Origin of the sequence: Streptomyces sindenensis (genome assembly GCF_014649035.1) — a bacterium.
GTDB classification, from domain to species: Bacteria; Actinomycetota; Actinomycetes; order Streptomycetales; family Streptomycetaceae; genus Streptomyces; species Streptomyces sindenensis.
In genome coordinates this window covers 113191-137304 of record NZ_BMSG01000004.1, presented here as the reverse complement: position 1 = coordinate 137304, position 24114 = coordinate 113191, and the positions used below count along the sequence as shown (strand labels likewise).

The 24114-nt window shown below is 71.3% G+C and carries 23 protein-coding genes; 7 read left to right on the top strand and 16 right to left on the bottom strand.

What is annotated here, in order from left to right; all coding sequences use genetic code 11:
* Positions 1–165 precede the first annotated feature (165 nt).
* Both IE145_RS07425 and IE145_RS07420 read left to right on the top strand, forming a co-directional pair.
* Positions 166–648 carry an Asp23/Gls24 family envelope stress response protein gene (locus tag IE145_RS07425; protein ID WP_189520043.1) on the top strand — a complete coding sequence of 161 codons (483 nt, stop codon included), beginning with the start codon at positions 166–168 and terminating at the stop codon, positions 646–648.
* A 36-nt stretch (positions 649–684) separates the two neighbouring features.
* Positions 685–1620, top strand: coding sequence for an SDR family oxidoreductase (locus IE145_RS07420; protein WP_189520041.1), 936 nt, complete (start codon positions 685–687; stop codon positions 1618–1620).
* A gap of 47 nt (positions 1621–1667) precedes the next feature.
* On the opposite strand, the gene IE145_RS07415 is transcribed toward IE145_RS07420, so the two are convergent.
* The 4 genes from IE145_RS07415 to IE145_RS07400 form a co-directional block, all read right to left on the bottom strand.
* Positions 1668–3314: a phytoene desaturase family protein gene (locus IE145_RS07415; protein WP_189520039.1), complete on the bottom strand. Its 1647-nt coding sequence runs from the start codon at positions 3312–3314 to the stop codon at positions 1668–1670.
* A 97-nt stretch (positions 3315–3411) separates the two neighbouring features.
* Positions 3412–3876, bottom strand: coding sequence for an SRPBCC family protein (locus tag IE145_RS07410; protein WP_189520037.1), 465 nt, complete (start codon positions 3874–3876; stop codon positions 3412–3414).
* Between the two features lie 58 nt (positions 3877–3934).
* The gene (locus tag IE145_RS07405) at positions 3935–4909 is read right to left on the bottom strand and encodes a TIGR03557 family F420-dependent LLM class oxidoreductase (RefSeq protein WP_189520035.1); all 975 of its coding nucleotides are present in this window, start codon (positions 4907–4909) and stop codon (positions 3935–3937) included.
* Between the two features lie 282 nt (positions 4910–5191).
* Positions 5192–6148 (bottom strand): IS481 family transposase, encoded by a 957-nt coding sequence (locus IE145_RS07400; protein ID WP_189520033.1) that lies wholly within the window; start codon positions 6146–6148, stop codon positions 5192–5194.
* Positions 6149–6262: 114 nt separating this feature from the next.
* Here IE145_RS07400 and IE145_RS07395 point away from each other — a divergent pair, with 114 nt between their 5' ends.
* Positions 6263–7000, top strand: a complete 738-nt coding sequence (locus IE145_RS07395) for a VOC family protein (RefSeq protein ID WP_189520031.1) — start codon at positions 6263–6265, stop codon at positions 6998–7000.
* Positions 7001–7226: 226 nt separating this feature from the next.
* On the top strand, positions 7227–7607 hold the full coding sequence (locus IE145_RS07390) for a DUF4267 domain-containing protein (protein WP_229825400.1): 381 nt from the start codon (positions 7227–7229) through the stop codon (positions 7605–7607).
* A 226-nt stretch (positions 7608–7833) separates the two neighbouring features.
* On the opposite strand, the gene IE145_RS07385 is transcribed toward IE145_RS07390, so the two are convergent.
* The gene (locus tag IE145_RS07385) at positions 7834–7989 is read right to left on the bottom strand and encodes a DUF6131 family protein (protein WP_189520029.1); all 156 of its coding nucleotides are present in this window, start codon (positions 7987–7989) and stop codon (positions 7834–7836) included.
* Positions 7990–8187: 198 nt separating this feature from the next.
* On the opposite strand from IE145_RS07385, the gene IE145_RS07380 reads away from it, so the two are divergent.
* Positions 8188–9177 (top strand): SDR family NAD(P)-dependent oxidoreductase, encoded by a 990-nt coding sequence (locus IE145_RS07380; protein WP_189520027.1) that lies wholly within the window; start codon positions 8188–8190, stop codon positions 9175–9177.
* 401 nt (positions 9178–9578) lie between these two features.
* Here the strand turns inward: IE145_RS07380 and IE145_RS07375 are convergent, their stop codons facing one another.
* The 6 genes from IE145_RS07375 to IE145_RS07350 form a co-directional block, all read right to left on the bottom strand.
* Positions 9579–11144, bottom strand: coding sequence for an FAD-dependent oxidoreductase (locus IE145_RS07375; RefSeq protein WP_189520025.1), 1566 nt, complete (start codon positions 11142–11144; stop codon positions 9579–9581).
* 532 nt (positions 11145–11676) lie between these two features.
* On the bottom strand, positions 11677–12486 hold the full coding sequence (locus IE145_RS07370) for an SDR family oxidoreductase (RefSeq protein WP_189520023.1): 810 nt from the start codon (positions 12484–12486) through the stop codon (positions 11677–11679).
* A 75-nt stretch (positions 12487–12561) separates the two neighbouring features.
* Positions 12562–13674 carry an FUSC family protein gene (locus IE145_RS07365; protein ID WP_189520021.1) on the bottom strand — a complete coding sequence of 371 codons (1113 nt, stop codon included), beginning with the start codon at positions 13672–13674 and terminating at the stop codon, positions 12562–12564.
* A 455-nt stretch (positions 13675–14129) separates the two neighbouring features.
* Positions 14130–15266: an amidinotransferase gene (locus tag IE145_RS07360; RefSeq protein ID WP_229825399.1), complete on the bottom strand. Its 1137-nt coding sequence runs from the start codon at positions 15264–15266 to the stop codon at positions 14130–14132.
* A 221-nt stretch (positions 15267–15487) separates the two neighbouring features.
* Positions 15488–16135: a class F sortase gene (locus IE145_RS07355; RefSeq protein ID WP_189520019.1), complete on the bottom strand. Its 648-nt coding sequence runs from the start codon at positions 16133–16135 to the stop codon at positions 15488–15490.
* A 52-nt stretch (positions 16136–16187) separates the two neighbouring features.
* Positions 16188–16814, bottom strand: coding sequence for a hypothetical protein (locus tag IE145_RS07350; RefSeq protein ID WP_189520017.1), 627 nt, complete (start codon positions 16812–16814; stop codon positions 16188–16190).
* Positions 16815–17217: 403 nt separating this feature from the next.
* Here IE145_RS07350 and IE145_RS33725 point away from each other — a divergent pair, with 403 nt between their 5' ends.
* Positions 17218–17352, top strand: a complete 135-nt coding sequence (locus IE145_RS33725) for a hypothetical protein (protein WP_268246807.1) — start codon at positions 17218–17220, stop codon at positions 17350–17352.
* A 645-nt stretch (positions 17353–17997) separates the two neighbouring features.
* On the opposite strand, the gene IE145_RS07345 is transcribed toward IE145_RS33725, so the two are convergent.
* The gene (locus IE145_RS07345; protein WP_229825398.1) at positions 17998–18615 is read right to left on the bottom strand and encodes an ABATE domain-containing protein; all 618 of its coding nucleotides are present in this window, start codon (positions 18613–18615) and stop codon (positions 17998–18000) included.
* 86 nt (positions 18616–18701) lie between these two features.
* Here IE145_RS07345 and IE145_RS07340 point away from each other — a divergent pair, with 86 nt between their 5' ends.
* Positions 18702–19493, top strand: a complete 792-nt coding sequence (locus IE145_RS07340; protein WP_189520008.1) for an MBL fold metallo-hydrolase — start codon at positions 18702–18704, stop codon at positions 19491–19493.
* A gap of 390 nt (positions 19494–19883) precedes the next feature.
* Here IE145_RS07340 and IE145_RS07335 read toward each other — a convergent pair whose 3' ends face one another.
* From IE145_RS07335 to IE145_RS07320, 4 genes are all read right to left on the bottom strand, one after another.
* On the bottom strand, positions 19884–20393 hold the full coding sequence (locus IE145_RS07335) for an SRPBCC family protein (RefSeq protein ID WP_189520006.1): 510 nt from the start codon (positions 20391–20393) through the stop codon (positions 19884–19886).
* The gene (locus IE145_RS07330; protein WP_189520004.1) at positions 20390–20767 is read right to left on the bottom strand and encodes an ArsR/SmtB family transcription factor; all 378 of its coding nucleotides are present in this window, start codon (positions 20765–20767) and stop codon (positions 20390–20392) included. Before IE145_RS07330 ends, IE145_RS07335 begins: the two co-directional genes overlap by 4 nt.
* Positions 20768–21088: 321 nt before the next feature.
* Positions 21089–22654, bottom strand: coding sequence for a serine/threonine-protein kinase (locus tag IE145_RS07325; protein WP_189520001.1), 1566 nt, complete (start codon positions 22652–22654; stop codon positions 21089–21091).
* Between the two features lie 77 nt (positions 22655–22731).
* Positions 22732–23691 (bottom strand): zinc metalloprotease, encoded by a 960-nt coding sequence (locus IE145_RS07320; RefSeq protein WP_189519999.1) that lies wholly within the window; start codon positions 23689–23691, stop codon positions 22732–22734.
* Positions 23692–24114 lie beyond the last annotated feature (423 nt).

The following is a 24114-nucleotide window of genomic DNA, read 5'->3' as shown; positions in this document are numbered from 1 at the left end:
TATGCAGGCTCGCCCGGCCTTCTGAAGCAAGCGTCGCAGCACAGGTCGCACCTCTCCGCCCACTCAAATGGCGTACGCGGTCGAGCAGGCGCAGAGTGAATGAGGGGGCCGCACGGGCCGGGAGGGGGACAGGCTCGTGGCAATGACTCTCTCTGTGAGGCAGATATGGCCGACACCGAAACGCTGGGCACAGGAACCGCCACCGACCGCCGCTCGGAGGGATCCCGCGGCCGGGGCAGAACGACGATCGCCGACAACGTCGTCGCCGCCATCGCCGGCATCGCGATACGGGAGACCGACGGCGTCCACTCGATAGGCCGAGGAGCGTCGAAGGCGCTGGGGGCCGTCACCGGGCGTATGTCCGGCTCGTCCGGCTCCTCCGCCGCGGGGCGCGCCGTCAAGGTCGAAGTGGGCGAGAAGCAGGCCGCGGTCGACGTCGACGTCAAGGTGGAGTACGGCACGACGATCCACGAGCTCGCCGACCGGATCCGGTCCCATGTCACCGACGCCGTGGAGTCGATGACGGGCCTGGAGGTCGTCGAGATCAACATCGTCGTCTTCGACGTCCACATACCCGGGGACGATGACGACGATTCCGACGATCAGGGCGGGTCCCGCTCGGGCGGAAGCTCTCCTCGCGTCCAGTGAGGGGCGTTCACGGTTGACCGAAGGCAAGGAGAGAGCATGCCCGACCGTCCGGACGGGCGCCGGAGCCGCCGCGCTCCCGCCCGCCCCCTGCACGGGCGGACCGCCGTCGTCACCGGCGCCGCTCGCGGCATCGGCGAAGCGCTCGCCCACAGCCTCTCCCATGCCGGGATGCGCGTCGCCCTGCTGGGGCGGGAAAGGACGGCCCTGGAGAGGACGGCCGAGTCCCTTCCCGGCCCGAGCATCTGTGTCGAGTGCGACATCACCGACCGTACGGCGCTCACCGACGCAGCACGCCGCGTGGCGGCCGAACTCGGGCCCGCCGACGTGGTCGTGGCCAACGCCGGCATCGCGGTGAGCGGCCCGTTCGACCGGACCTCCGGTGAACTCTGGCAACGCGTCATCGACGTCAACCTCATCGGCTCCGCCAACACGGCCCGCGCCTTCCTGCCCCAGCTCACCGCCACCCGCGGATACTTCCTCCAGATCGCCTCGACCGCCGCGTTCGGCGCGGCACCCATGATGAGCGCCTACTGCGCCTCCAAGGCCGGAGCGGAGTCGTTCGCCCTCGCCCTGCGCGGCGAGGTCGAACCGGACGGCGTCCAGGTCGGCATCGCCTATCTGCACTGGACCGGCACCGACATGCTCACCGGTATCGACGACCACCCCGTCCTGGCAGCGCTGCGCCGCAACCAGCCCCGCCCCGCGCGCCGGGTCCACTCCCCCGCGCAGGTCGCCCGTTGGCTCACCCGGGGCGTCACCCACCGCACCCCGAACATCTACGCCCCGCCCTGGCTCCGCTGGTGCCAGCCTCTGCGCCCCCTGTTCCCCGCGCTCGTCGCACGGGCCACTCGCCGCGAACTACGGGACCTTCCCCGGGAGGAGTCCTCCCCCGCCGAGGTCCTGGGTGCCGGAGGCCGTGCCGACTGGAACGCCTCCCGGGTCTCGCGCCCCGCTGCCCGACGCGACCGGTAGACCGGACCGCCGCGTTCCGGCGGAGTGGCGGAGGGCCGGACCGACGATCACGGCCCTTCCCCCCGTACGCGGGTGGCCTCGCCGGTCCGGCCCCGGTGGGCCAACAGTCGCTGGACGGCGGAGAGCGCGGCCGTGGTGGCGCTGGTGGAGCGGAGGGCGGCGCGGGCGGCATTGGCACCCGGCGCCCCATGCACCCCGCCGCCGGGGTGTGCGGACGCGGAAGCCAGGTAGAGCCCCTTCACGGGCGTCTCGGGGCGGCCCGTTCCCGGCACGGGCCGGAAGATCAGCTGCTGGTGCATCGAGGCCGTGCCCCCGTTGATGGCGCCGTTGTGCAGGTTGGCGTCCGCCGCCTGCAGGGACGCCGGGGCGAGAATCCGCCGGGCCCGGATCCGGCTGCGGAAGCCGGGGGCGTACCGCTCGACCCGCGCCTCCATCCGGTCGGCCATCCGCTGCTGTTCCCCGGCCCCCCACCGGCCGGTCAGCCCGTCCGGGCCCGCGTCCGCCTTCACCGTGTGGGGCACATGGGTGTAGGCCCAGGCCGACTGGGTGTCCAGCGGGGACCGGGTGGGGTCGGCGGTGGTCATCTGTCCCATCAGGAGGAACGGGCGGTCCGGCACCAGGCCGCGGGCGATCTGGGACGCGCACCGGGTCAGCTCGTCGACGCCTTCCGCCAGGTGCACGGTCCCGGCGCGGGCGGCGGGCGCACTGCTCCACGGGACGGGGCCGCTGAGCGCCCAGTCCACCTTGAAGGTCGCGAAGTCCCACTGGAACCGGCGCATGTCCTCCAGGAGCCGGCCCGGCAGGTGCTCGGCGGCGACCAGCGATCCGTAGAGGCTCGGGGCGGAGACGTCGGCCAGTACGGCCCTGCGGGCGGGTACCGCTCCCCCGGTCTCCGTACGGACGCCCACGGCACGCCCTTGGCGCACGACGACCTCGGTCACCCGCTGCCCGCACCGCACACGTCCCCCACGGCTCCGCAACCGCCCGACCAGTGCGGCGGTGAGGGCCCCGGCGCCGCCGACGGGAACGGGGAAGCCGTGGAACTGCCCCAGCATGGACATCAGCCAGCCGAAGCCGCCGCTGCCCGCCGCCTCGGGGGCCAGATCGGCGTGCAGGGCGTTCCCGGCCAGCAACAGCCGCCCGCCCTCCCCGGCGAACTCCTCCTCGCCCAGTCTGCGGACGGGGAGGATCAGGCTGCGGGCCAGCCGCAGCCCGCCCCCCGCCCTGAGGCGCGCCGCCAGCACGGTGCCGGCCCGGACGGGAGGGAAGGGCGAGAAGAGGGCGTCGACGATGCCGTCGCCCACGCGGTCCCAGATGTCGCAGAGGCCGAGCCAGCCGTCTCCGTCGCCGGGTGCGAACCGGTCGAGGCCCACAGCGGTCGCCGAGCGGTCGCGGTCCAGTACGGCGCACCGGCCGTCGAGCAGCGGATGGGCGAGCACCTGGGGTGCGTGGCTCCAGCGGAGCCCATGCCGGTGCAGCTCCAGCCGGGCCAGCACCGGGGAGGCCCCGGCCAGCGGATAGAACGAGCTGAACAGGTCGTTGACGTACTCGGGATGGACGCCGCGGTCGCTGCGGACCGCGCCGCCCGGCTCGTCCTGTGCCTCCAGCACCTCCACCGACCAGCCCGCGTCGGCGAGCAGATTGGCGGCGACCAGGCCGTTCGGTCCACTGCCGATCACCACTGCGTCGACCATGGGAGTGCCACCCTCCGTTTCAGCGGCCGATCCCCCTGCTCGGCTGTACTCGATGTCGGCTCGGCTGTACTCGATGTCGGCCGGTCGCCCGGCGCGCCTATGCGTGCGAGCCCTCGCCCGTCCGCGCGGGCGTCCGGCTTTCGGTGAGCCGGGCGAGGCGCGCCAGCATGGTGCGGTGGCGGATCTGGATCAGCGAGTCCAGCAGAACGTTGTGGAGCGTGCCGCCCACGCCGCGCAGCGGGTGTTCGTCGACGGTCACGAGGGTCTTGTCGCCCCAGGGCCGGATGTCCAGGGCGATCCGTGCCGACCCCAGCGGACCGGCCTCGGCCTCCAGCTCCAGCGTCCGGGGCCTCTCGATGCGCCGCACCACCGTGCGGCCGGTGAACTCCTTGGGCCCCAGCCGCACGCTGTAGGCGATCGAGGAGCCCAGCTCGGGCCAGTCACCCTGCTCGCGGCGGGACTCGGAGGTCCCCACCACCCAGGTGCCGTACAGCCGTTCGTCCTCCAGGACCGCCCACACGGCGGACGGAGCGCGGTCGATGAGGTGGTGCCGGGCGGCCATGTTCTTCCTCGGTTCGTCGGTTCGTCGCTCGGGCGTCCCGGACACCCGAGCCTTCAGGTCACGGACGGTTCGGTTCGAGCTGTCGGACACGTCCGTCGAGTTCGCGGCGGTAGAAATCGATGAAGCCGTCGGGATCGGGGCCCGCGTTCTGCATGACCAGCCGGTCGAACCCCGCGTCGACGAACCCCTGGGCCACCTCGATGTACCGTCCGGGGTCCGCTCCGCAGGCGAACTTCTCCAGGATGTCCTCTTCGCGGACCGTGGCGGTCGCCGCGTCGAAGTTGACCGGGTTGGGCAGCTCGCTCATCACCTTCCAGCCGGTCAGCGCCCACCGCGAGGTCTTGAGCGCGGCGCGCGCGGCGGTGTGCGCGTCGGGGGCCCAGGCCATCGGGACCTCCCCGTAGCACGGGCCGGTGCCGCCGGCGTCGCGGTAGTGCCGGACGATGCCCGGCTTGTCCTCCGTGGCGAACAGGCCGTCGCCCAGCTCGGCGGCGATCCGGGTCGATTCCGGGCCGCTGGCGGCCACCGCGATCAGCGGCGGATCGTCGGGCAGGTCGAAGACCCGGGCGTCCTGGAGTCGCAGATGCTTGCCCTCGTAGGACTGGTAGCCCCCGCTCCACAGCAGCCGGATGATCTCCAGCGCCTCCCGCAGCAGGTCGTGCCGGGGCTTGACCGCGTCGGGGAAACCCGGGCCGACGACGTGTTCGTTGAGCCGCTCCCCCGAGCCGACGCCCAGGACGAAGCGGCCTTCCGAGAGCAGGGCGAGGGTCGCGGCCGCCTGGGCGATGACGGCGGGGTGGTAGCGCACGGTGGGGCATGTCACCCCGGTCGCCAGACCGATGCGCGACGTCCGGGCCGCGATGGTCCCCAGCACCGTCCAGGCGAACGGCGAGTGCCCCTGGTTGTCGAGCCACGGGTGGTAGTGGTCGCTGATCTCCACGAAGTCGAATCCCGCCTCCTCGGCGAGCACGGCCTGCCTGACCAGCTCCGCCGGGCCGAACGCCTCCGCCGCCAGCTTGTATCCCACCTGCATGTGATCCTCGTTCCGTGTGCGTCGCGGCCGTTTTGTCCGCCGTTGCGTCCTTCTCGTCGTTTCGTACGCACAGGGGTACCCCTTGTCGCAGACGCGTAACGTCCGGCTGCCCCGCCCGGTGTGGAGCTGGTTGTCATGCGCTTCGCAGAGGCCGGGTACTTCGGCGAGACCGTCCGGCACCGGGCAGTCCGGCATCCTGCGCGAGGGGCTCGACGGCCGGACCAAGCTGCGCACCGTACCGAAAGCGAGATCGCACGGCAGACGGCAGTTCGACGACAGGACCTAGGTGTATTGACCCGGAGGGTTGTTGACGCGGCTGATGGGCGGGTGTCCGTTGAGTGCGGTGTGGCAGCGGTGGTGGTTGTAGGTGTGGAGGAAGTCTGCCAGGGCTTCGGCTCGCTCGGTGTTCGAGGTGTAGGGCCGGATGTAGGCCCATTCGTCGAGCAGGGTTCGGTTGAAGCGTTCGACCTTGCCGTTGGTCTGGGGCCGGTAGGCCCGGGTCAATTTGCCGGTGGCGCCGAGGCCGGCGAGGGCGTTCTTCCAGGCCAGGCCTTTGCGGTAGGCCCAGGCGTTGTCCGTCAGGACCCGCTCGACGCGGGGTATGCCCTGGGCGTGGAAGAAGGCTGCTGCGCGGGTGAGGAAGCCCGCGCAGGTCGCGGCTTTCTCGTCGGGGTGGATCTCGCTGTAGGCGAGGCGGGAATGGTCGTCGACGGCGGAGTGGATGTAGTCGAAGCCCATGTTGCCGCGGGTGGCGCGGCCGGCCTGGCGGCCCAGGGTCCTGTGACCGCCGCCGTCGGGGATCCGGCCGAGTTTCTTCACGTCGATGTGGATCAGCTCGCCGGGCCGGTCGCGTTCGTAGCGGCGGATCGGGGTGCCGGTGGGACGGTCGATCCAGGACAGCCGGTTCAGCCGGTGGCGGGTCAGGATCCGGTGCACGGTCGAGGCGGGCAGGCCCAGGACCGGGCCGATGCGGGCGGGGCCGAGCTTGCGGGTCCTGCGGAGGTCGCAGACCCGGGCCTCGACGGCCCGTGGGGTGCGGTGCGGTGTGTGACGGGGCCTGCTGGAGCGGTCGGCCAGGCCCGTTTCGCCCTCCGCGCGCCAACGCCGGACCCACTTATGGGCGGTAGGCCTCGATACGCCCATTTCGGCTGCCACATGAGCGACTGGCCGCCCGCCGAGGACGCGATCGACCAGGATTCGCCTGCCATGAACGGTCAGCCGGGCATTACGGTGGGACACGAAGACCTCCGTGCGGTGAAGACTCGACACCTCCACCACACCGGAGGTCTTCGCCATGATCAAGCCCGGCCGGCGTTAACAACGCTCGTGATCAATACACCTAGGATCTGCGGCATGGCGACACGACTCGTGCAGATCAACATGAAGGCCCATGACGACGCCGCGCTCGGGCGGTTCTGGGCGGAGGCGCTCGGCTGGGGTATCGACAGCGAGGGGCCCGGGGTGACCAACCTCGAACCCGTGGGCTTCACCTACCCCGGCCCCGAGGCCGTCTGCGTCGACATCATCGCCCGCCCGGAACCCAAGACGGTCAAGAACCGCGTGCACCTCGACCTGGCCACCACCTCGACCGCCCATCAGGAGGAGCTGGTCGCCCGTCTGAAGAGCCTCGGCGCGACGCCCGTCGACGTGGGACAGGGCGACGTCCCCTGGACGGTGATGGCCGACCCGGAGGGCAACGAGTTCTGCGTCCTGGAGCCCCGCCCGGTCTACCGGGACACTGGGCCGATCGCCGCGGTCGTGGTCGACTGCACCGCTCCTCGGGAAATGGCCCGGTTCTGGGGCGAGGCGATGGACTGGACGCTGCACGAGGTCACCGACGACTGCGCGACCATGCGCTCCGCCAAGGGCGTCGGACCCTACTTGGAGTTCATCCGCACCCCCGACACCAAGAGCGGGTGGAACCGCGTCCACCTCGACGTCCGCCCCTACCCGGGTGACGACCCCGCAGCCGAGGCGGCCCGACTGTGCTCCCTGGGCGCCACCGACCCCGGCATCGACCAGTCCGCGATCCACTGGACCGTCCTGGCCGACCCGGAAGGCAATGAGTTCTGCCTCCTCGCACCTGCCTGACCTGGAGGAACGGCCCAGGGCAACGGCCCGGGCGGGTGCCGAATGGCGGGGCGCGGTCAGTCCGGCCTCACTCGTCAGAACCCGTCCGTTCAGGGCAGCCTGCGGTGCCGGTGCGTGGAGACCGGCCGCCGAGTCCGCCACATGCGCGTACCGAGGTGTCGGATGAGGGGCCGCCGGGAACCCGTGGTCCATCGAACGCGGGTAGTCCGAATCCAAGGAGGATGCCGTGGAAGCCGGCCTGGTGCGATGGGTGGGCGCGGCGACCGCTGCCTACGGTGTGGGGGTTCTCGTGCGTCCGGCCTTGATGGCCCGTCCGTGCGGCCTGGGCGATGAGGACGGGTCCGTCCCGGCCCCTGCCGCCCTGTTGATCCGGGCCATGGGTGTTCGGGATGCCGCGATCGGCCTCACCATGATGGCCGCGAAGGACCGCTCCGTTCGGCAAGCGGCGACCGCCTGCCGGGTCGTGGCCGATCTCGGCGACGCGGTGCTCTTCGGCACGCAACTCCCCGATCCGGCCGCCCGCCGCAAAGCCGCGGCGGTCGCGGGAGGCTGGGGAGCGCTCTGCGCGGTGGTCGGCCTGGCGTCGGATCGAGCTCGGGTTCGCTGAGACGGCCCCGTTCACATGAAGCAGCGGGGATCGCGGTGTGCAACCGTCCGGTGGACATGCCTGACGAGCAGGCCCGTCGCGTGAAGGCCGGCGTTGCGCGAGGTGGGTTCGGCGGTGAGGCGCCAGGGGCCCGAGTCGCACAGCCCGGGGGCCGGGGTCGCCGCACGGAGCCGGTCGGCGAACGCGGCGGGGATCGAACGCGACCTTCCCTCCTGGCGGAACGTGGTCACCAGTAGTGGCGACGTCCTCCTACCGCGTGCCCCACAGCTCCTAGAACCCAGAGCACCGCACCGACAGCGACCAGGATGATGCCGATGGTCCACAGAACGCCGATACCGGCGATCAAGCCGATGATGAGAAGTATGAGGCCGAGGATGATCATGATGCCTCCGATCAGACACACCCCCCGCGTCTAACAGTCTGACCTCGAAGGGACCAGCCCACAACAGGGGCGGTGCGATCACCCCACAGCCTTGGTTCGCGGCGGGGCGTTACGGGCGGCGGGGCGTGGGCACTCGAGGCACATCCGCTCCACGGCGTCGGCCCTCACCCGCCGAGCGCACGGCAGAAGGGCAATGAGATGACCATCCGCACCCGCCTTCCTCAGCGGACCAAGGGCCCGGGGGCCCTGGTCACCGGCGGTTCCCGGGGCCTCGGGCTGTTCCTGGCCCGGCAACTGGCGGAGCGGGGGTGCGTCGTGACCATCGCCGCCCGGGACGCCGGCGAACTGGAGCGGGCGGCGGCTCAGCTGCGCGAGGAGACCGGGGCTGCCGTGCGTACCGCCGTGTGCGACGTACGTGACCGTGTGGCCGTACGTGACCTGGTGCGGGAGGTCCATCAGCGGGACGGCCTCGACCTCGTGATCGCCAACGCCGGGGTCATCCAGGTCGCGCCCGTGGAGGCGGTGGGCGCGGCGGAGTTCGGTGACGCCATGGACACCATGTTCTACGGCGCTCTGCACACCTCACTGGAAGCGCTGCCGTACCTCAAGGAGACCCGGGGCCGTCTCGGCCTCGTCGGGTCGGTCGGCGGTCTGCTCGGCGTTCCGCATCTGCTGCCCTACTCGTGCGCCAAGGCAGCGGTCGGGGCGCTCGCCGAGGGGTTGCACGCCGAGGCGGCCGCCTCCGGTGTGAGCGTCACCGCCGTCCATCCGGGACTGATGCGGACCGGATCGCACCGGCAGGCCGAGTTCGGCGGAGACACGGCTGCCGAGTTCGGCTGGTTCAGCACGGCGGCGGGCGCTCCGCTGCTGTCGATGGACGCCGAGCGGGCCGCCCGCAGGATCGTCGACGCGGTCATCCAGCGGCGTGCCCGGCTGGTACTCACCGCGCCCGCCAAGGCAGCCCAGCTCGCGCACGGCGTGGCGCCGGCCCTGACGACCCGGCTCAGCGGCGTCGCGGCCCGGCTCCTGCCGTCCGCGTCGGGTCCGGGCCCCCTGCGCCAGGGCGCCGAGGCCGGAGAGCCGCGCAACCCGATCGCGAAGATCGTCCGCGCCTGGGGCAGCGCGCGCAACGACCGGGCGGTGCGCCAGGCCAATCAGCACGAGCCCGGGCCGCGCACCAGCTCGTAGGGGAACTTCCGTTCACCCACGGGGAGTTCTGACTGCCCATGCGGCGGTCCTTCGGCTTTCGCCGGCCCGCCTCACGACTGCCTGCCCGGCATTCCCGCACCCACTTCGGCCGCGGGGATTCCACCGCCGGCAGCTCCCGCCGCCGGATGGGGTGCCCCGGCCGACCACACTGCCCGCAAGAGTTCAGCCGTCGTCCGACGCGTCGAGGTCGAACACCGTCCGGTCGGGGTAGGTGCGGCCGGTCCGCCCGGGAGCGCAAGCGGTACGGGGCGTCGCACGCCTCTCCGGCGGGGCGGCGGGAGTCCGCCGGGGCCGACGTGGTGACCCCGTCGGTCGTCAACACCACCTTGTCGGGGCGGGGGACGAGAACCGTGCGACGGTCCTCACGGAGACGCTCGCACTCAGGCGGTCTCCTCCCCCGATTCACCGGTGACGTCCAGCTGCTCCAGGGGCCGTGTCGCCGGCCCCTGGAGCACCGCACCGTCAGTGGCGAACCGGGATCCGTGGCACGGGCACTCCCAGGTCGTTTCCGCGTCGTTGAAGGAGAGCAGGCAGCCGAGATGAGTGCATCGCGCGGATACCGCCCGCAGCGTCCCGTCCTCGCCACGGTGAACGGCGCAGCGCCGCCCCTTAACCCGTACGACCGCACCTGTACCCGGGGGGATCTCGTCGACCGAGTCGACGTGCGTCACTCGCATCCGGTCGCCCACGAAGTGCTTGGCCACGTCGGTCTGCTGCCGCAGGAGCGCGGGGGCCTCGCGGAGCACGTCCGCGAGGCGCCGCGGGTCGTACAGCTCCGCCCAGGCAGCAGAATCGCCGGAACCGGTGATCAGGGACGTGAGCAATCGGCCGGCGAGGATGCCGCCGGTCATGCCCCAGCCTCCGAACCCGGTCGCCACGTACGTATGCCGGGCCCCGGCGTGGAAGGGGCCCACGAGGGGCACCGTATCGCTGGGGTCGTTGTCCTGGGCAGCCCACCGGTATGCCGTGGGGCCCACCGGAAAGCGTTCCCGCATCCAGGCGTCGAGACGCTCGAAGCCTTCCCGCGGATCGCCCGTTCCCGGCGTGAAGCTCTCCCCGGTGACGATCAGCAAGCGACGGCCCTCGTCGAGCGGTGCCGTACGCACCGAACGCTTTCCCTCGTCCTCGGTGATGTACATGCCTCGCGGGGCCTCGTCGGCAGCGACCGGGGCGGCCACCACCAGCTCCCGCCGGGGCGAGAGCCGCGCGAAGAGCAGGGCACGGTCGAAGACCGGGTAGTGCGTGGCGATGACCACGTCGCGGGCGACCACCTGCCGCCCCTCCTCCGTCGTCAGCCGGCACGGCTGCCCCTCGGAAAGGCCGGTGACCCGGGTGCGTTCGTGGATGAGGCCGCCCCGTTCCCCCAGGTCCTCGGCCAGTGCGGCAAGGTATTTACGTGGGTGGAACTGGGCCTGTCCGTCGAGCCGGACCGCGCCCGCGACCGGGAAGGGAAGCTCCGTCCGGGTGACGAACGAAACGTCCAGGCCCGCATCGGCGGCGGCCCGGGCCTCCGCCTCCACGGCATCGCGCGAGTCGGGCCCGGCCGCGTAGGAATAGGCGCTCACCCGTTCCAGATCGCAGTCGACGTCCAACTCGTCGGCGATCGCCACCAGTCGCTCCACCGCGTCCAACTGCGACCTCGCGTAGAGCCGTGCCGCCTCGGCGCCCCGGGTCCGCCGCAGGCGGTCGTACACGAGCGAGTGCAGCGCCGACACCTTCGCCGTGGTGTAGCCGGTGACCCCGGAAGCGATGCGGTCGGCCTCCAGCACGGCGACGCTCCGCCCTGCCCGGGCCAGCTCCCAAGCCGTGCTGAGGCCCGCGATGCCGCCGCCCACCACGGCGACGTCCACTTCGATGTCCTCGGTGAGGCGCGGGTGGTCGGGGAGAGGCGCGGTCTCCATCCAGTAGGACTCCTCGAGCCCCGAGAAGGAACGGGGGACGGCCATGGTGTGTTCTCCCCACCTAGGGTGCGCGAGCTGTTCTGGTGCCGCCGGGTACCACGGCTGCCGAACGCCAAACGCCCCGCCGACAGGCAGGCGGGCGGGTGGGCGGGTGGTTGGTGGTTGGCGAAGGGGTCGCGGCAGAACAGTGGTGTTTGGCGCAGCGCCTCCCGGGGACCCGGAGGGTGCAGCGAACCACCGGTAGGGAGTGATCACGATGTCGAACCCGCAACAGCCGGAACAGCGGCGCAGTGACAAGGGCGGGGCAACACCGCAGGACAGCGCCGAGATGAAGGCACGACAGCCGGAGACCCGCAGCGGGCCCGGAGCACGCGCGCACGGGACGGACAAGGATGGCAGCAAGGGCGGGGGCCCCGGGGGCGGAGTTCCGCCGGAGGAGCGTCCGGACCACCCGTAGCGGCTCAGGCGTGGTGCTGGTTCTCGGCGCGGCGGTCGGCCGGGGGCGCGGCGAAGCCCCCTGGGGCGGCGCCCGGCGTCGGTGGGTACGGGAACGGAAGCGGGCCGTCCGGTCGCGCGGTCAGGGACGACGCCACGCGTCGGAGCGCAGGTGGGACCCTGCCTGAGGGCCCATCCGCAGCATTCCGCCGTCCACCGTCCAGGAGGCGCCGGTGGTGTACGAGGAGTCGGGTCCGGCGAGAAAGGCGACCACGGAGGCGACCTCGCGGGCGTCGCCGGGGCGGCCGAGCGGGATGCCCGGCCGGTCCACGCTCCCCACGTCCGTGTCCTCCTGGCCCGTCATGGGCGTGGCGATCTCACCGGGAGCGACGGCGTTCACCGTGATGCCGTACTCGGCCAGTTCCAGGGCCATCACCTGCGTCAACAGGCCGAGGCCGCCCTTCGCGGCGCAGTAGGGGGCGGCGCCCACGCGCGGTTGGTGCTCGTGCACCGAGGTGATGTTCACGATCCGCCCCCCGTCTCCCTGGGCGATCATGCGGCGGGCCGCACGCTGCGAGCAGAGGAACGGGCCGATGAGGTCCACGTCGATCACTCGCTGGACCGTGGCGTGGTCCAGGTCGAGGAACCGGGTGGACGTGCCGGTGCCCGCACAGTTGACGAGGACGTCGAGCCTGCCCAGTTCGTCCGCCAGGGCGTCCACCACCTCGGCGGCGCCCGGCAGCTCGGTGAGGTCCAGCCGGGCGACGGCGGCACGCCGGCCGGCGCCGCGGACTTCGGCGGCGGTGTCCTCGCCGCCCTGCCGGTCGCGGTGGTAGGTGATGCCCACGTCCATGCCCTGCCGCGCGAGCTTCACGGCGACCGCTCTGCCGATGCCCGAGTCCGCCCCGGTGACCAGGGCGACGGGGGTGCTCAGCCCGGTGGCGTCGGACATTTCTCCTCCAAAGGCGGTACGGGGAAGGGGGCGGGGCCGGACCGGCCGTGCTGGGAGTACCGCGCATACCCGGTGTCAAACGTGCTGTTCACCGGCTTCGGCGTCTCCCCCGTCGGGCGTGAGGTCGTCCAGCAGGGCGTGGCAGTCGGCGATCAGGCTGCCGAGTGCGGCTCCGGCGTCGGGGCTCTGGCCGTGCAGGTGCCTCTTCACGGCGACCAGGGCCTGCCGGGCGTCGGCCAGTGCGGAGTCCCGCCGGTCGCGCTGCTCCTGGTCCGTACCGTCGGCCATGAGGGACTCGTACGCTTCGCACGCCTCCGCCGCTGCCGACAGGAGCCGCCCGATCTCGTCCCGGGCGCGGCCCAGGGGGCGGGGCAGTCCGCGGTCCTCGGAGGCGGTCTCCCAGAGCGTGAGGGTGAGGGCGAGCAGCCGGTTCGCCACCTGGGCCCAGAGGATGTCCCAGTCGGAGGACGGAGCGGGGGTCCAGCGACGGAGGCGGCGGCCGGGGTTGAGCCGGAAGCTCTCGGAGTCCCACCCTCGTCCGACGTACAGCTCCGACAGCGCGGCGAGCAGGTCCCGGGCGCTGCGGTGCCACTGTTCGGCCCGCGGTGCGTCGTAGTCCACCATGCCGTCGGCCATGTCCCGCAGCAGGTGTGCGCTGTCGCGCGGGAGGGCGGACGCCAGTCCGCGGACGTGTTGGGCGTGGACCGGCGGCAGCACGAGGGCGTTCACGGCGATGCCCACGGCGGCCCCCACCAGGGTCTCCAGCAGCCGGTGCCCGACGGCCGGCCAGGAGTAGGAGCCGTACGCGAGGACGAAGAGAGCGGTGGTCGGGGCGTACAGGCCCTGCCCGCCGACGGGGGTCAGATTGCCGAGCAACGTCGCCAGCGGGAGAGCGACGATCACGGCGAGCATCGTGTCCCCGGTGAACGCCGCGGCACCGGCGGCGAGCAGCGTGCCGGCCGTGATCATGAGAATGATCTGGACGGCGGTGCGCAGGGACCGGTAAACGGTCCCCTGGACCAGCGCGACAGCCGCCCAGGGAGCCATCAGGGCCATGGGCGCCTGCAGCCACCATCCGGTCAGGGCCCAGGCGATGATGGCCGCGGCTGCCGCCTTCAAGGACTGCACCACCTGATAGCGGTCGGGCCGGTGCAGACGAGGCGCGAGGCGGGCGAGCGCGGCCCTCATGACCGAGGGACGGGTGGTGACGGGTGCGGCACGCTGAACTTCCCTCCGCCGGTCGGACGATGTGGTCGGCGACGTGGCATTCACGCCGCTCGGATCAGATCGCATCGGGTCGTCCGTACCGGGTTGCGCAGATCGTGCATGCGGCGCGGTATGTGTACGTGCCAGGTGTGATCCCGCACGTGCCGCTTCAGGTCGCGGGCTTCCCGTTCGCGGCCGGGAGGCGGTTCCCGCAGCTGTCGGAATCCTTGCTGCGGGGGCGATGGGGCCACGCCCGTGCGCCGTTCATGGCCGGATGCGGCCTGCATACGCGTTCACTCCTCATCGGCGATGCGCGGGACCGCCGTCGGAGTCCCGGGCGGCGGTCGGACAGGGCCGCCCGGGACTCCCACGGGCGCGCCTCCTGTCCGAGCACATCGCCCGGCTACCCGTGCCCATGGTGCGTAAACGAGGGTGTCTCACTCGACATAGGACTCCAATCCGCCCCGCCGCCGGATATCGAGGGTCGCGCAGTGGAAAGAGCCTCCGAAGGGCGCGTAGTGCAGCAGATCGCAGGGGACCGGGTCGAACCCCCATTTCTCCAGTGCACGCAGCATGGCGGTGTGGTGGCGCTCCGCGATGACGCGCTTCTCGTCGATCATGAGGACGTTCATGCTGAGCCACTTTCCGCACAGGGAAGTGACGCGCAACAGGGGATCGCGGATGGGATCCGGCGGGGGCGCGACAAGAATGTCCCATGTTCTCAGAATGTCGGGCAGACGGTCCACGTCGATGTATTCGGGGTTGACGAGAACCTTCCCCGGGGCGAGCAGCATGAAAGTGGTGTCGATGTGCATGGGTGTGCGACATCGGCTCTCGATCTCATGAACGCGGTATCCCGGACCGAGATGACGTCTTACCCACTCGATGCCCAGCCGATTGGTGACATTGCTGCGCGTGACGAACAGATCGCGGCCCGCCCGGACGAAGTCAGCGGCGTCGAAGACGGGTTCGAACTCGGTCAGGATGTAGCGCACCGGTTCACCGGGGCCGGGGGGCCGGTAGCCGGGGTCGTACAGCTCATCGGTGAGCTGCGGCTTCGGCGCGGCGGTCCAGCGGGCGCCCCGGCGAAAGTAGTCCTTGAGCAGTGCCCGGTAGGAATGGGTCTCGAAATATCTGGACGGCCAGGCCATCGGCGTTTCGATGATCTCGTCGCCGATCACCAGCATGCTGTCCCTGGGGCAGGTGTTGCAGAATCCGCGTGACGACCAGTCGGGGGTGGAAAAGCGCCGCCGATGATCGACGGGATCGGGCCGGGTGACCGAGATGCCGAGGGACTGGAGCAGGGTGACGAATTGTTCGAGTTCCTCCTGGGCTGGCCCGATCATGGCTCGCGGATATCTCAGTCCTGCGGCAAGCCGCTGAACCCGGGCGGCCCACGGCGGTACGTTGCAGGAGACCACCGGGTGCCGTGAGGGAGTCGTAGCGCCGTCGAGACGCCCGACGAGAACTTCCTCCAGCGGGTCCCACTCGTTGTGCGAACTGACGGGTGAATGAGGAATTTCCGCGTCCTCACCCGCTCTGTCCTCGTTCGCCGCTGTGACCGGATCGCTCATGTGTACACCTCGCGTATCCCCGGCCGGACCGAGGGGGGAAAGCGCCCTGCAGTGGGCACGGGAACCCGGGGTGCCCAGAACCGGCCACATCTAACACCGCGCCGCACCGGGTTCCTCCGGTGCGATTCGGAACCGCACCGGCCCGGGCCTCCCACCCGCAGAGAGCATGAGGCCGGCCGGCGCCTTGCCCCCGAGGCACCGGCCGGCCCTGCGCGCGACGGTCAGGCCGCCTTCTTCAGGGAGGTGAGGTGGGCGAAGACCACCACGTTCGCGGAGTATCCGGCCTTCTCGTCAAAGCGGCCGCCGCAGGTCAGCAGCCGGAGTTCGGGCCGCCCGGTCTCCCCGTAGACCTTGCCGTCGGGGAACTTGTCCTTCGTGTACGTCTTCACCGCGTCCACCGTGAACACCGCGGTCTTGCGGTCCGCGCGCACCACGTTGACCTTGTCCCCCCGGCGCAGTGCGTTGAGATTCAGGAAGATGGCAGGGCCTGTCTTGGTGTCGCGGTGGCCCACGAGCAGGGCCGTTCCGTCCTCACCGGGTGACGGCCCCTCCTTGTACCAGCCCGTCAGCTTGGGCTTGCTCAGCGGCGGGGCTCCGAGCCTGCCTTTGGCGTCCAGGCCGAGACCGGTGACCGCAGCCTCGATGTAGATGGCGGGAATGGCAACCTTCAGTGGTCGCGAGGGCGCCAGCGGAGCGTGCGAGGCGGGCACATGACGATCCGGTTTGTGCGGTGCCCGTCGGAACGGCTCCCGCCCGCCGCCCGCGGAGTCACCGCCGCGGGCGGCTGTGGCCGACATCGTGTCCTCGGAAGCGTCCGAGGACACCCAGACGATGCCGGCCACCAGAGAGAACGTCACGCTCAGCGTCATCGTGAGACGACACGCGCGCGTCGGCCCTCGTCGTCGCCCTCGGCAGCGAGAGTTACGCCTCGCCACGGGCACGGCGCCGTGCGGACCGGCGCATCATGATCAGGCCTGCGGCGCCCGCAGCCCCGGCAGCCAGCACCGCGCCGGCGGTTCCGGCGTTCGAGTCGCTCTCGGAGCCGACAGGCTCCATGCCCGGGACGCCGCCGCCGCCCGCGGGGACACCGCCGATGGGCTGCTGCGGCTTGTGCGGCTTGCTGCCGTGGTTGCCGCGGTCGCACTCGACCTTGAAGCTCCGCTGCTTCGGACCTGCGGGAACGACCCACACGAGCTGGTAGGTGCCTTCCGGGAGCAGGTACGCCTCGCTGCGCGCACTGCCGTTGATGAGCGGAAGCCTGTCCATCAGGGTGGTCCCCGGCGGCACGGTCGGAGGCTGCTCGGTGATGGTCCAGGGGACCGAGGGGAACGACTCGAAGTTGCTCGCCGACAGCACGAACTTGCAGACCTCGACCCCGCCGCGGCTCGAGTGCCAGCTGACCGAGCGGACGTCGATGTTGCCGCTGTCGCCGGGTGCGGCGTACGCGGCGGGCGCTCCGGCCAGGGAGGCGCCCGCGACCGCGACCGCGACGGCCACCTTGGCCCCGGTGCGAACGCTGCGGGGACGGACGGAACTGGAGATGCGCATGGAGGCTCCTTCAAGTCGAGATGATTGTCGTACTGATCACCTGATCACCTAAGAAATGCCATGAAAAATATTAAAAGTCCGATAAGACACGAACATATGCCAAAAGTTCCCTGATCGGCCGATAGCCCGCGAGGGGAGCCGATGCACGGAGCGGCCCACCCAGCCCTCGACCACGACCGGCGCCGCAACAAGGCCGACCGGATCATCAGCCGACTCGAAGACTGCCGCGCGGTCGCGGCCCGTCGTGACGAACGGGCCTGCGTCTTCCGCGGCAACGCCATCACCGCGGCGATGCGGTTCTGGCTTCGCCGGCGACACGCCTTCCTGCACACCGCAATCTCCGGCCAACCGCCCGCCAGCCGCGTCCGGCCCGAACCACACTCCACACCTCGACTCGCTGTCGGTGAAAGGGAACGCCGTGGTCGGCACGGCCTCCCGCGCCTTCGACGGCGGCGAGTTGACCAACGGACGCAAGCGGCACCTGGTCGTGGGCCGCCTCGGCCTCGGCCTGGCCGCACTGGTCCCCCCGCGTCGGTGACGGACCGCAAGGCCGCCTGCGGGATGCTGCCCGCGCTGCGGGAATACCCCGTCGGCTCCGCCCGATCCGGGCGGCCGGCGCCTGCACCGGCGACGACTCCCCGAAGCCGCCCACCGGCCCGGCCTGCGCCTGGACACCGTCCAACGCCGTGACGACAGCCGCGGGTTCACCGCCCTGCCCCGCAGACGGGTCGTCGAGGGTGACCGAGGGAAGGGGCTCGATGGCACGATCAAGGGCACTCGACACCCGAGGAAGCGGGAAGCCCTGGCCAGCGTCGGGAACTCGCGGCGGACCGCGTCCTCGAAGAGGCGCGCGGGACGGCAGATCCGGTCCGCCTCGTTCGGCTCTCCGGCATCCATCCGAACATCGCGGTGAAGTATGTGCGCGTCGCGCACCCCGACAAGACGCTGCCGCGATCACTGAACAGGTGGTCGCCATCTTGGCGTCCCGAACGCGAGCAGCAGTTTCCCGGGCCCGGTGGGGTCGTGGATGCCGGGCAGGGGTTCGGCGAGCATCTCCAGGACCGGGCCGTGGGCGGCGAGGTGGATCAAGTGCCCGGCCATCGGCCCACAACCGGAAGCAGTCCGCTGGAGGTGTTTCGCGTGGACACCGGGCGGTCCACGGAAAGGGCCTGGAGGTGGCGCGTCAGTCCGAGGTGCCGCTGCGGCGGGCGTAGGCGCGGGCGGCACGGACACGGTCGCCGCAGCGTGTGGAGCACCAGTGACGCCGGCCGTGGGTGCGCAGGAGGAATCGGTCGCAGGGGGCGGAGCCGCAGGCGGCGAGGATGGCGGCGTCGGGACCGGTGAGCAGGTCGGCGGCGTCGGCGGCGAGGGTCGCCAGTGCGTGGCTGACGGCCTGGTCGGTGGGGTGCGCTTGCACGCGGCGCAGCCCTTGGGCCCCGTCCCAGGCGAGGAGGGGGGCGGTGGGCACGGCCGTGAGGGCCTCGTTCACCGCGCGCAGGGATTCCTCGGGCGGGGGCGCGCCGTCCACGCGCGCGGTGAATAGGGCCCGGACGTGTCCGCGCAGGGTGCGCATCCGCTGGGCGCAGACCTCGTACAGCTGCACCTCCGGGGCGGTCAGGCCGTGCGCGGCGAGCCAGCGCATGGCCGACTGGGGGACGGCGAGCAGGTCGTAGCCCTGGCCCGCGGGAAGGGTCGCCGTGGTGTCGGCGAAGTCCAACGACCGGTACCGGTCGGCTCCCGGAGCTGGAGGCAGGACGGTCTTCGCGATGTCGGCGGCCAGGGCCTCATTCATGTACCTCATGGTAGCACTTGCTTTTTTCCGTGAGATCCACCTACCGTGCAATCACGGAAAACGCGTAGAGTTTTCGTGAGAAACAAGGAGATGGCATGTCCCAGCTCACCGCCGGTCAGTTCCCAGTCCGCACGTTCGGCGGTCCGACCGCCCTGTTCGAGTACGGCGGCCTGCGCTTCCTGACCGACCCGACCTTCGACGGCCCCGGCGACTACCCCACGCCCGGTGGCCCGACCCTGACCAAGACGGCGCCCTCCACCGCTACGCCCGCCGATGTCGGCCCCGTCGACGTGGTCCTGCTCTCCCACGACGAGCACGCCGACAACCTCGACACCTCCGGCCGGGCCCTGCTCGCCGATGTCCCCCTCACCCTCACCACCCCCGGCGGCGGCGAGCGCCTCGGCGCGAAGGCCAAGGGCCTGGCCGACTGGGAGTCGACCGAGCTGGAGCGCCCGGGCGGCGGCACCATCACGGTGACCGCAGTCCCCGCCATCCACGGCCCCGGGCCGCGTGAGGAGATCGAGCCCTTCACCGGCCAGGTCGTCGGCTTCGTCCTGACGGGCGAGGGCCTGCCAACGGTCTACGTCAGCGGCGACAACGCCTCGCTCGACGCGGTCAGGGAGATCGCCGACCGCTTCGCCCCGATCGACACCGCCCTCCTGTTCGCCGGAGCGCCCCGGTTCCCCATGCTCTTCGACGGCCGACCGGTCGTCCTGGACAGCGCCCAGGCCGCCGAGGCCACCCGGATTCTTGACGCCCGCCGTGTCGTCCCGGTCCACCACGACAGCTGGGCCCACTTCACCGAGGGACGCGACGAACTGGAGGCCGCCTTCGCCGCCGCGGGTCTGACCGACCGTCTGGACCAGGACTGGGCGCAGCGCGCCTGAGCCCGGACCGCCACTCAGGAACGGAGACCTCACGCCGGGCCGGGGCTCCCCACAACCGAGCCCCGACCCCGGGAGCAGCCCCTCGCGGCGCCCTCTGCGCCGCGCCAGAACGACAGAAGGACCCGATCACTCGTCCACCGGGACCAACGCCGGCTCCGCCGCTTGACGACACAGACCTCGACAGGGCCAGGCCCTACGCCCCTCCACCGCCACCCACCGACGGCGGCGCCCTCGTGAACTCCCGGATTGCACGGGCTCATTTGGCACCTGGACCTCCTGAGAGTGCGTCGGGCGGGCGTTCCGGGCGGGCGGAAGCAGCAGGACGCGCTGTGCTCCCTCCTGCACGACCGCCTGGCCACCCGGCCGAGGTCCGGCTGGTACTCGTCGGGCTCAGGTGAACATGTCGAGGTAGTGCTGTTGGTGGACCGGGTGGTAGTCGCCGAAGTCGACGGATGCCGGGTCACCGCCGGTCTCCGCGGCGACGAGTCGGTCGAGGTAGTAGTCCCAGCCGGGGCCCACTCCGCCTGCCATCGCCGGGTCGTCGCCGACGGACTGGGTGAAGGTGAGGGTCGTGGCGCCCTCGTGCTCGACGAGCGTGAGCGTCATGTGCCAGACGAGTTCCTGGCCGGGCACCCGCGAGATGAGGACCAGACGGCGGGGGGCCTGGCACTCCTGGATGGTGAAGACCTCGGCCTGGTGCTCGTCGCCCTCGTAGAGCATCCGGAAGTCGACCGAGCCGGTCGACGGGTCGCCGGTCCATTCGCCGATCCATCGGGCCAGCCGGTCCGACTCGGTGACCGCCGCCCACACGTCCTCGATGCCGGCCCGGAAGGTGCGGTCGAAGGCGATGCTGTCCAGGCCGTCGACGGTCACGCGACGCCCGGTGGGGGTGCTGGTCATGCGGATTCCTCCTGAGGTCTTCCGGTACCGGGAGCGGCGTCGGTGCCGGCCCGGCGATCGTGGACGGTTCTGCGGACCTCCAGGTCGAGGGCGTCGAAGGCGCTCTCGGGGATCGGGGGCCGGTGCCCGGCGAGTTCGTCGAGCAGGGCGCGGACCGGGGCGAGACCCGGGCGGGCGAGCATGTAGTGGCGCTCACGCCCCCGGTCCTCGGCCGTGACCAGCCCTGCCTCGGTGAGCACGCGCAGATGCTTGCTCACCGCGGGCCGGCTGATCGGATGCCGCGCCGCGAGGTCGACCACTCGGGCCGGGCCGGAGGCGAGTGCGCGCAGCAGGTCACGGCGTACGGGATCGGCCAGGGCGACGAAGGGGTCCACCCCATATTGGTAACCCACAGGTTACCAATATGCAAGTCCTCGGCCCTCGACCCCGGTCCCGAAGCGGGAGGAGCGGGAGCCCCCGAGGGTCGCCCGCTTCGAGCGCTCACCGGCCAACCGTCGGCGTCCCCTCCTCCGAGGCGCGGTTGCACTTCGGGACGGAACTGCGGGAACTCGGCGGCGGGCCGCGTCGCCGCTTGCTCATGGTCGACAACGCGCCCGCCTTCGAGCTCAGCTTCTTCTGCGGCACCTGCCCGCTCCTCTTTCGCAGACTGGAGACCGCGAACGAGAAGCTGTTCCTGGAGGACATGAGCTCAGGCGCTATGTACGGGTGCAGCCCCTGGCTACCGGGGATGCGGGGTCGCAGACGTACTGGCGGTCGACGGCGCTGTGGCTGACGTACCGGCCGACGCACTGGTTGTTGGTGGCGAGGCCCTGGCCTCGGCACCAGTCGATCGCGGCGTTCCCATCGTGGAAACCGGGGCGGTAGATCATCCAGTAGCCCGGCCGCAGTGAGGCGTAGTCGCCGCTGTCGATATACCGCACGTCGTTGATGCCCTTGGCCCGCAGTGCCGTGATGGCCTTTTCGCGGGCGCCGGGGCCCTTGCTCTGGTCAACCGAGGCGAGTTGGGCGACCCAGGTGTCGGCCACCTCGTCGGCGGGTGGGGGTGCTTGGGTGGTCGGGTCTGGGTCCGGGGCCTCGGTGGCTTCCGGGGTGGGCTCCTGCGTGGCCGTCGGTGTGGGGGTGGCGGGTTCCCTGGCCGGGGTCGTGGGTGAGCTGGTCCGGTCGCCGCCCTTGTCGCGCCCCGCCTGGTCACCGGTGTCCCCGCGCAGTGCGAACACCGCCGCCGTGGCGGCCACCACGGCGACGGCCACCGCGATCACCGAGACGATCACGGGCGTACGGCTACGGCTACCGGTCCCGGGGTGTGGGCTGGGCGCGGTCGGCCCGGGCGCCGGGGCCCCGGAGGCGGTGGGGCGCGGGCTGTCCAGCTGGGTCGGGGGCGGTGGCAGCGGGGGAACGTACGCGGTCTGGGTCGGCTGCGCCCACGGCGCCTGCCCGCCCGACTCGACCTCCGCCAGCATCGCGTCCAGACGCTCGGCGCCGGGCCGCGCCGCCGGGTCCCGTACCAGCAGGGCACTCAGCACGGGGGCCAGCGGCCCGGAACGTACCGGCGGCGGCACCGGGTCATCCAGGACCGCCGCGAGCGTGGCGAGCGTGGTGGCGCGGCGCAGCGGGCTGACGCCCTCCACGGCCACGTACAGCACGAGGCCGAGCGACCAGAGGTCGGAGGCCGGGTCGGTGTCGACGCCGCGGATGCGCTCAGGGGCGATGTACTCGGGCGAGCCGATCAGATCGCCGGTCGCGGTGAGCGAGGTGGCGCCCTGGAGGGCAGCGATGCCGAAGTCGGTGAGGACGGCCGAACCGTCCTCGCGGAGCATGATGTTGGCGGGCTTGACGTCGCGGTGGTGGATGCCCGCCGCGTGCGCGGCGCGGAGCGCGGCCAGCACCTGGCGGCCCATTCTGGCCGCCTCCGCTGGAGGCAGCGGGCCTTGGCCGAGCCGGTCCTGGAGGTTGTGGCCGGGCAGGAGCTCCATCACCAGCCACGGGTGCTCAGCCCTCTCGCCCGCTTCGACGATGTGATGGATCGTCACCACATGGGGATGGTTCAGTCGGGCCAGCGATCTGGCCTCGCGCAGCACCCGCTCCCCGAGTTGGGCGCGCGCGTCGGCCGTCAGCACCGGGTCAGGGGGTCGGACTTCCTTCAGGGCCACCTCGCGGTGCAGCACGGTGTCGCGAGCCTGCCACACCGTGCCCATGCCACCGCTGCCGAGCCGCCGCAGCAACTCGAACCGTCCGTCGACGATCTCGCCGGGTGTGCTCACGCTCCCCGATCCCCCGAATCCCTCTACCCCGCCGTGTACTCCAGGCAGGGTAGAGGGTCATGGCCGGGGGCCGCGCGTCAGCTCGCGCGGTACGCCGTCCAGTGGTCCTGCATCCGCTGGGCCTGGCCCCCGGTGAACTGGTACATGCAGGCGTCGTACGTGTAGTCCATGAAGTTGTGGATCGGGTCCACGCCCGCCTGGCGCCTGCAACTGTCCTGGCCCTCGGGGCACTCGTACGCGGGGCTCTTCTCGGCCGCCGTGTCGTCGACGTAGTCGCCCTTGCCGTTACAGCCGCCCTGGAAGGTGTGGTAGAGGCCCATCCAGTGGCCCACCTCGTGGGTCGCGGTGTCGCCCTCGTTGTAGTTGCCCGCGGTGCCGCCGGGCAACGAGGTGTCCAGGACGACCACGCCGTCCATCTCCGGGCTGGACTTGTACGAGGTGGGGAAGGTGGCCCAGCCGAGCAGGCCGCCTCCGAGGTCGGCGGTGTAGAAGTTGAGCGCGTCCGGGCCGCCCTGGCGGAGCGTGGACTTCATCTGCTGCTCGGCGGTGGAGCCGTGCGAGAGGCCGTTGTACCAGGCGGCGTTGTCGGTGTAGGTGGTGGCCTTCAGCGAGAACTGGAAGCCGGAGTCGGCGTTGCCGTCGCCCTGGCCGCCGAAGCCCGCGTTCAGAACGGCTATCTGCTTGCTGATGTCGGTCGCGGTGAGCTTGCCCTTGGTGCCGTCGTGGATCACATGGAAGTAGACCGGGATCGTGACGGTCGTCGCGGCGGAGCCATCGAACCCTCGGTTGCTCGAACGCGCCTTGTCGAGCTTCTTCTTGAGATCGGCGTTCATCGCCTCGGCCCTGGCCGCGGTGATGTCGTTGGGCTCGTTCGCGTGGTCAACGTGGTCGTCGTGACCGGGCCCGGCCTTACGGGCGGAGGAGACACCCTCGTCGTCACACTCGCCATCGGCGTGGACGGCGCTGCTGGCGGATGCGGCGCTCGCGTATCCCGTGGGGGCGGACAGCGGGGCGGCAAGTGCCAGGGTTCCAGCCATGATTGCCGTGCCGAACAAGCGTCTACCCAGACGTGGAGATATACGGGCAAGGTGGCGCATGGTGACTCCTCGCAGATGCGGTCGGGGAGGGATTTCCTCACCGCCGGCGGCGAGATTACGTGGCCATGTCAGATGTGAGGGAGAAACGATCAAGCCCAATCAAACGTGAGGTAAATCGGGCCAACAAGGAGAAAATTTGAGGCACCAGTCAGTGTTTGAAAGATGGCTGAAACACATGAGGCAGCCAGGGCGGGCGGTGTGTCCGCATTAGCGCCACGAACGGACACTGCTCGCCCCGGTGGCGTGATCTCTCGGTAACAGGCGCGATCATGGCCAAAATTGATTGGTGGATCTGCCAGTTGGCCGGGGCGCGGCGAGGGCGCGCACCTGGTGGTGATCAGCAGGTGGTCCGGGTGAGGTGCT